This window comes from Aestuariivirga sp., assembly GCF_044239095.1.
In the GTDB taxonomy this organism is placed as follows: domain Bacteria; phylum Pseudomonadota; class Alphaproteobacteria; order Rhizobiales; family Aestuariivirgaceae; genus Aestuariivirga.
This window is the reverse complement of sequence record NZ_JBIICB010000242.1, coordinates 1-6,748: the sequence shown is the minus strand read 5'-3', so window position 1 is coordinate 6,748 and position 6,748 is coordinate 1. Positions and strand designations below refer to the sequence as shown.

Below are 6,748 nucleotides of genomic sequence, written 5' to 3'. Positions count from 1 at the left end.
GACGATGTCACGCTGGCCCCGCTCAATCCCTTCTACGACATCCGCTTCGACGACGGCACGGTGATGAGCTGCTCGGCCGACCCCGTGCGCATGCGCGAGGAGGTCCGCCGCATCTCTCCCGGTGACGTGGCGGGCTACGACACCTTCATGGCCGAGAGCGAGCGCATCTACCGCATCGGGTTCGAGCAGCTCGGGCACGTGCCCTTCGGCTCGCCGCTCGACATGCTGAAGATCGCGCCAGACCTTTTGCGGCTTGGCGCCTGGCGCACCGTGCACCAGCATGTGGCAGCACGGGTGAAGCACCCCAAGATCCGCATGGCGCTGAGCTTTCATCCGCTGTTCATCGGCGGTAACCCGTTCAAGGTCACTGCCATCTATTCCATGATCGCCCATCTCGAGCGCGAATACGGCGTGCACTGGGCCAAGGGCGGCACCGGCCAGCTGGTGCGGGCCATGGTGAAGCTCATCGAGCGCCAGGGCGGCGCCGTCGCGCTCAACAGTGGCGTTGACGAAATCACCTGCGAGGCAAACCGCGCCTCCGGCGTCAGGCTGCTGGATGGCCGCGAAGTCAAGGCCTCGATCGTGGTCTCCAACGCCGAGACCGCACATACCTACCTGAAACTGCTGCGCAACGCCCCGCGCAAGCGCTGGTCGGATGCGAAGCTGAAGCGCGCGCGCTATTCCATGAGCCTGTTCGTCTGGTACTTCGGCACCAACCGTCAGTATGCGGATGTTCGTCACCACACCATCATGATGGGCCCGCGCTACCGCGAACTCTTGCACGACATCTTCGAGCGCAAGCACCTGGCGGGGGACTTCAGCCTCTACCTTCACCGCCCGACGGCGTCTGACCCGTCGCTGGCGCCGCCGGGCTGCGAGTCCTTCTACGTGCTCTCGCCCGTGCCGCACCAGGATTCCGGCATCGACTGGACAAGGCGCGCGGCCTCCTACCGCGACGCCATCGCCGCGCATCTTGAGGCCACCGTGCTGCCGGGCTTGCGCGATCACATCGTCTCGGAGAAGCTCATCACGCCGATCGATTTCGAAAACCGCCTCTCTTCCTACAAGGGTGCGGCCTTCGGGCTTGAGCCCGTGCTGCTGCAGAGCGCCTGGTTCCGCCCCAACAACAAGGCAGAGGACATCGAGAACCTGTTCCTGGTGGGCGCAGGCACGCACCCCGGTGCGGGCATTCCCGGCGTCATCTCCTCCGCCCGCATCCTCGACACGGTCGTTCCCCATGCATCAGCTTTCGCCTGAACAGGCAGTGGTCAGCCCGGCGGATCTGGCGGAATGCCGCCAGATGATCCGCGACGGCTCGAAGACCTTCTACACGGCCTCGCTCCTGCTGCCGCAGCGCGTGTGCGATGCGGCGCGCTCGCTCTATGCCTTCTGCCGCGTTGCCGACGACCTCGTCGACCGCTCAGCCGACAGCCGGGCCGCCGTCGACCAGCTGATGGTACGGCTCGACCGCATCTACCGCGGCCAGCCTGAGAATCAACCAGCCGACCGCGCCTTCGCCGATGTCGCGGCGCGCTTCGCCATCCCGCGCGAAATCCCCGAAGCCCTGATCGAGGGCTTCGCCTGGGATGCCAGCGGCCGGCGCTATCAGTCGGTGGACGAGCTTCACGCCTATGCCGTGCGCGTGGCGGGCACGGTGGGCGCCATGATGTCGCTCGTCATGCAGGTGCGCCAGCCCTATGCCATCGCGCGGGCCTGCGACCTGGGCATTGCCATGCAGCTCACAAACATTGCGCGCGATGTGGGCGAGGATGCGCGCAACGGCAGGCTCTACCTGCCGCTGGACTGGATGGCGGAGGCGGGCATCGATGCGGACCGCTTCCTCGAGGATCCGCAGCCCTCGCCGGCGCTGCGCGGCATTCTGAAACGCCTTCTCGACGGGGCCGATGCGCTCTACGCGCGCAGCCTCTCCGGCATCGCCTTGCTGCCGCCGGGCTGCCGCCCGTCGATCCATGCTGCACGCGTGCTCTATGCCGAGATCGGCCGCGCGGTGGAGCGCAATGGCTGCGACAGCGTCTCGCGCCGCGCCGTCGTGTCCTCGCGCCGGAAGCTTTCGCTGCTGGGGCAGGCGGTGACCGCCTGCCTGCGCTCCGTGCCGCAGACCGGGCAGCCAGCACTTCCCGAGGCGCAGTTCCTCGTTGATGCCGTGGCGCTGGCCGGAACGCCCATCGGCCCGCCGCGCACCCTCGATGAGCGCGCGAAGTGGCTCACCGACCTTTTCACCCGCCTCGAGAAGCAGCGCCCGTGAGCACGGACGCCATCATGCTCGTCAAATTGCTGCTGGTGCTCGCCCTCGTCCTCGGCTTCGGCTTCCGGGAATTGTGGAGCTTGCAGCGCGACAAGAAGAAGCCGCCGCCCGACTCCAGCGAAGCCAGCTGAGGCCCATCACGCCACAGCGCGCATCAGACTTCCCGTGGCCGGATGGAGCGGGATCAGGCAGGCCTGCAGGGCGTGGTAGATGTCGGGCTTGCCGGTGAAGAACCGGTCGATGGGTTTCAGGTCATCGCCCAGTTCGCCGAACCAGCCGCCATTGGCCGGATCGATGAAGTATTGAGCCGAGAAATCCCAGACCTTGCGGTACCAGTGCTCGAGGAAGGGATCGGGCTTCAGCGCGGCAAGGAAGGCTGCGGCGCCGATCGCTTCGGTGGCGGGCCACCAGATCCGGTGGGTCAGCGCCGGGCGGTGGTCGAAATCGAGCGTATAGTAGAAGCCGCCGGTGCGGGTATCCCAGCCGCGCTCGACGGCGCTGCGGAACAGCTTGTGGGCGGCCTCGATGTGCCAGGCCTCCCGGCGGCCGTCGAGCACCCAGAGCTGGGCCATGAGCCGCGCCCATTCGAGCCAGTGGCCCGGTGTCGTGCCCGCCGGGCGGAACATGTCCGAGCCCTTGTAGGCGCGGTCGATGTTCCAATTCTCGTCGAAGTGCTCCGCCACCACATAGTCGAGTGACGCGGCGTGGCGGCCGATGACAAGGCTGGCGATGCGCTTGGCCTTGTCGAGATAGAGGGCCTCGCCCGTGGCCTCATAGGCGGCCATCAGTGCCTCCGTGAGGTGCATGTTGGAGTTCTGTCCGCGGTAGGCGGTGATCTTCGACCAGTCGCGCGCATATTCTTCGGAAACGGCGCCGTGGCGTTCCTCCCAGAACCGGGATTCGAGGACGTCTGTGATGTCGGCCAGCATCTGGTCGGCCAGTGGATGGCCAAGCACCTTCGCATCCGCCGCGGCGAGCAGCACGAAGGCGTGGCCATAGGCCTGTTTCGAGGCGTCCTGATAGCCATTGTCGTCGAGCGACCAGCAATAGCCCCCGTGCACTCCGTCGCGGTGGCCCTCCCACAAATAGCGCATGCCATGGTCGACGATGAGGTCCGAGCCCGGCCTTCCGAGCCGCGATCCGATGGCAAAGCAATGCACCATGCGCGCCGTGGCGTGGATCTGGCGCAGATGGCCCATGGGCCGTCCGGCCGCGTCCAGATCGAAGAAGCCACCCTTCGGGTTCACCGCATTGTGCTGGAAGAGGTCGAAGAGGGCGTTGGCCTTGCTCATCAGCCAGTCACGGTGGGCGGGGCGGGTGGTCCAGGGCGTATCGGTCATCGGTTCTTGGTCCTGAGGGTTCAGGCCTTGGCCGTAGCACAGGGCCGGGCCTTGTGGGAGGGGCGCTTCACTCCACCCGCACGCGGGCGGTGGCGGTCTTGCCCTTGGCATCGATAACGGAGAGCCGCGCGAAGCCCTTGAGGGCCGTGTCCCAGAAGGTGTCACGCCGGAATTCCTGCGTGGCGATGGGCACGCCGTCAGCGAGCCAGGTGAAGGGCGGGGTTCCACCGAGAACCTTGAGGCTCAAGGCGGGATCGCTTCCAAGTTCGATTCTTGCGCCATCGGGCGGGAAGGCGATGGCAGGAGGCGAATCGGCCCGCGCATGGCTAGCGACCTGCGGCAGCGCGCCGGGACGGAAGCGCTGGAGGGCTGCGGGAAGCTCCGCCGTGCGGGCGATGACGGTGCCGGCCGGGGCTGGGCCAAGCGGCTGGCGCGCGGGCCCGAGCCGCTGGAAGGCCTCGAACAGGATGGGTGCCGCGGCAAGCCTGCCGACGACGCCGGGAACGGCTGCGCCATCCGGCCGTCCGACCCAGACGGCGATGGTGTTGGCGCCGTCATAGCCCACGGCCCAGGCATCCCGGTAGCCATAGGAGGTGCCGGTCTTGAAGGCGATCTGGCCGCCCAGCGCGTTCTGCGGCGTGGGAGCACCCTTCAACACGTCGCCGATCATCCAGCTGGCGGCGGGCTCCAGCAGGCGGCGCAGGGGCTTGGGCGCGCGGCGCTCCTCCATGTGCCAGCTGAGGGCTACGGGCTCACCGCCGCGCGCGAGGGCCACGTAAAGGGCTGCGAGATCGGTGAGGCGCACGCCCGCACCACCGAGGCCCACGGCGAGGCCGGGGCCCGCATTCTCCGGCAGCACCAGCCTGACGCCGGCATTGCCGAGCCGCGCCGCGAGCCTTCCGGGGCCCACAACATTCAACACCTGAAGGGCCGGCACGTTGAGCGACTGCTGCAGCGCCGTCCTGACCGTGACGGTGCCGTGGAAGCTGTCGTCGAAATTCTCCGGCGCATAGGCGCCGTAGCGGATGGCGCGGTCGTCGATGAGGGTTTCGGGATGGACCACGCCGTCCTCAAAGGCGAGGCCGTAGATGAAGGGCTTCAATGTGGAGCCGGGCGAGCGGAGCGCGGATGCAAGATCCATCTGCCCGGCGCGGACCTGGTCGAAATAGCCCGTGCCGCCGACATGGGCGCGGACCTCGCCGGTGCGGCTGTCAGCAACGAGGATGGCAGCAGCGACGCCGGAGCCGATGGCGATGGCGCGTTCGCGGGCCAGAGTCTCGAGCGCGGACTGGAGGCCGCGGTCGATGCTGGTCTGCTGCACGCTGCCGGGCGGCGCCTGCCTTGCCAGCCGCTCCGCCACATGGGCGGCGAACATCGGAAAGGCGAGGCGGCCCTGGGGGGCAGCCTCTGCACTGGCGGCCTCTGCCTGATCGGCATTGACGAGGCCTTGCCCGGCGAGGCGCGCGATGACGCGGTTACGGGCGGCCTCGGCGCGCTGCGGGTGGCGGTCCGGCCGGCGCCACTCGGGGGCCTGCGGAAGTGCGACGAGGAGGGCAGCCTCGGCGGTCGAAAGACGCTTCGGCTCCTTGCCGAAATAGGCGAGCGATGCGGCGCGCGTGCCCTCGATGTTGCCGCCATAGGGGGCGAGTGCAAGGTAGAGATCGAGAATTTCGGCCTTGCTGAGGCGCTGCTCGATCTGCAGTGCACGGATCATTTCGGCGAGCTTGTCGGTGAGCCGGCGCTTGGGGCGCGGCTCGAGCAGGCGGGCCACCTGCATGGTGAGCGTCGAGCCGCCCGAGACGATGCGGCCGCTTGCCAGCGCCTGCCATGCCGCACGCGCGAGGGCTTGCGGATCAACCCCGTTGTGCGCGTGGAAGCGCTTGTCTTCATAGGCGATGAGCATGGCGAGGAAGCGCGGGTCAACCTCCGCGCTTGAGACCGGCAGGCGCCAGTAGCCATCCTTCGTGATGAAGGGGCGCAGCAGTTTGCCGCCGCTGTCGACGACGAGGGTCGAGTAGGCGATCTTGTCTCCCAGCGGCACGGGGCCGAGGCGGCGGAGCGTTTCCGTGACCGTGAAGCCCGCGATGTTGACGAGCAACAGGCCGCAGAGCAGCCCCGCATAGAGGCGGAGCTGCCATGTGCCGCGCGTCATCTCAGGGCCTTTCGACCGTGATGGCACCGTGCGCGGTGCGGGCGTTGATTTCCGGCCGGTACATGTCCTCGACGAAGGCGCCGGGGTGGCTGTACTGGCCGGGTGCCACGGCGCGCACCATGTAGGCGAGCTTGGCGGTTGACTCGTTGAAGCTCGCGACGAAGCGGTCGTCGCGGAACTCCGTGTAGGTGGCCCAGGTGGTGTCGGTGAGCCACGGCAGGCTTGCGGCGCTGCCGGAGGCGACGAGTGCCGGGTTCTCGATCTCGAGCCCCGCGGGCAGCGGATCGACCAGCAGGAAGGTTCCTGACTCTGCCGCACCATCAGGCTTCATGACGCTGAGCACGGCGATGAGGCGCGTGTTCTGCTTCACCCGCGTGATGTCTACTGGCTCGCCGCCGGGCGTGAAATAGGCGCGCTCGATGACGAGGCCGTTGCTGGCGGCAGGCTCCGGCACCAGCGGTGCGCCCGAGATGGCGACGGTGGCGCGCAGCTGGTCCGGCCCCGCATTGCTGACGCGCACGTCCTTCGTGAGGGCCTGTTCGCCATAGATGCGGTTGAGGCTGCCCTGATGCGCCGTGCCGTCAACGTTGAGCCGGATTGCGCCGGCTTCAGCGGCTGCGGCACGTGCGGCGAGCACCAGCCAGGCCATGTCCTGTGTTGAGGCGTAGGAGGAGCGGGCGCGTTCCACCTCGACCGCGCTCATTGCGGTGCGGATGATATCGGGCTTTGCCTTGGCGTCCGCCGCCAGCGCGAGGACCGCCGCGGCATCGCGCAGCACGCTGCCATAGTCGCTGCGGTATTGGCCGCGGGCAGTCGATTCGACATCGGCGCCCAGTGCCTCGATCGCCGCGGCGAAGGCGGTGTCGGCGCGCTCACCGTCGCCCAGCATGGCCAGGGCTGAGGCGATCTGGGCGCGCGCCAGCGGTGAGCCGAAGCCGTTGAGCTTGGTATCCGCCAGGTATTTGAGGTCGCCCACCGGCGCGCGGCCGG

The 6,748-nt window shown here is 68.2% G+C and carries 5 protein-coding genes and 1 pseudogene; 3 read left to right on the top strand and 3 right to left on the bottom strand.

Features of this window, described 5'->3' with window-relative positions; genetic code table 11:
- The 3 genes from crtI to ACILRA_RS17830 all read left to right on the top strand — a co-directional run.
- On the top strand, positions 1–1,257 hold a 1,257-nt coding region (crtI, locus tag ACILRA_RS17840; RefSeq protein ID WP_395663414.1), incomplete at its 5' end, for a phytoene desaturase family protein.
- Positions 1,238–2,266, top strand: a complete 1,029-nt coding sequence (locus ACILRA_RS17835) for a phytoene/squalene synthase family protein (protein WP_395663413.1) — start codon at positions 1,238–1,240, stop codon at positions 2,264–2,266. The genes crtI and ACILRA_RS17835, both read left to right, overlap by 20 nt.
- Entirely contained in the window at positions 2,263–2,397 is a 135-nt protein-coding gene (locus ACILRA_RS17830; RefSeq protein WP_395663412.1) for a hypothetical protein, read from the top strand. The genes ACILRA_RS17835 and ACILRA_RS17830 overlap by 4 nt, the downstream gene beginning before the upstream one ends.
- 6 nt (positions 2,398–2,403) lie before the next feature.
- Here the strand turns inward: ACILRA_RS17830 and ACILRA_RS17825 are convergent, their stop codons facing one another.
- The 3 genes and pseudogenes from ACILRA_RS17825 to ACILRA_RS17815 all read right to left on the bottom strand — a co-directional run.
- Positions 2,404–3,606, bottom strand: coding sequence for an AGE family epimerase/isomerase (locus tag ACILRA_RS17825; RefSeq protein ID WP_395663411.1), 1,203 nt, complete (start codon positions 3,604–3,606; stop codon positions 2,404–2,406).
- Between the two features lie 67 nt (positions 3,607–3,673).
- Entirely contained in the window at positions 3,674–5,758 is a 2,085-nt protein-coding gene (pbpC, locus tag ACILRA_RS17820) for a penicillin-binding protein 1C (protein WP_395663410.1), read from the bottom strand.
- Position 5,759: 1 nt separating this feature from the next.
- A pseudogene (locus ACILRA_RS17815) lies at positions 5,760–6,748 on the bottom strand (alpha-2-macroglobulin family protein); the annotation flags it as partial.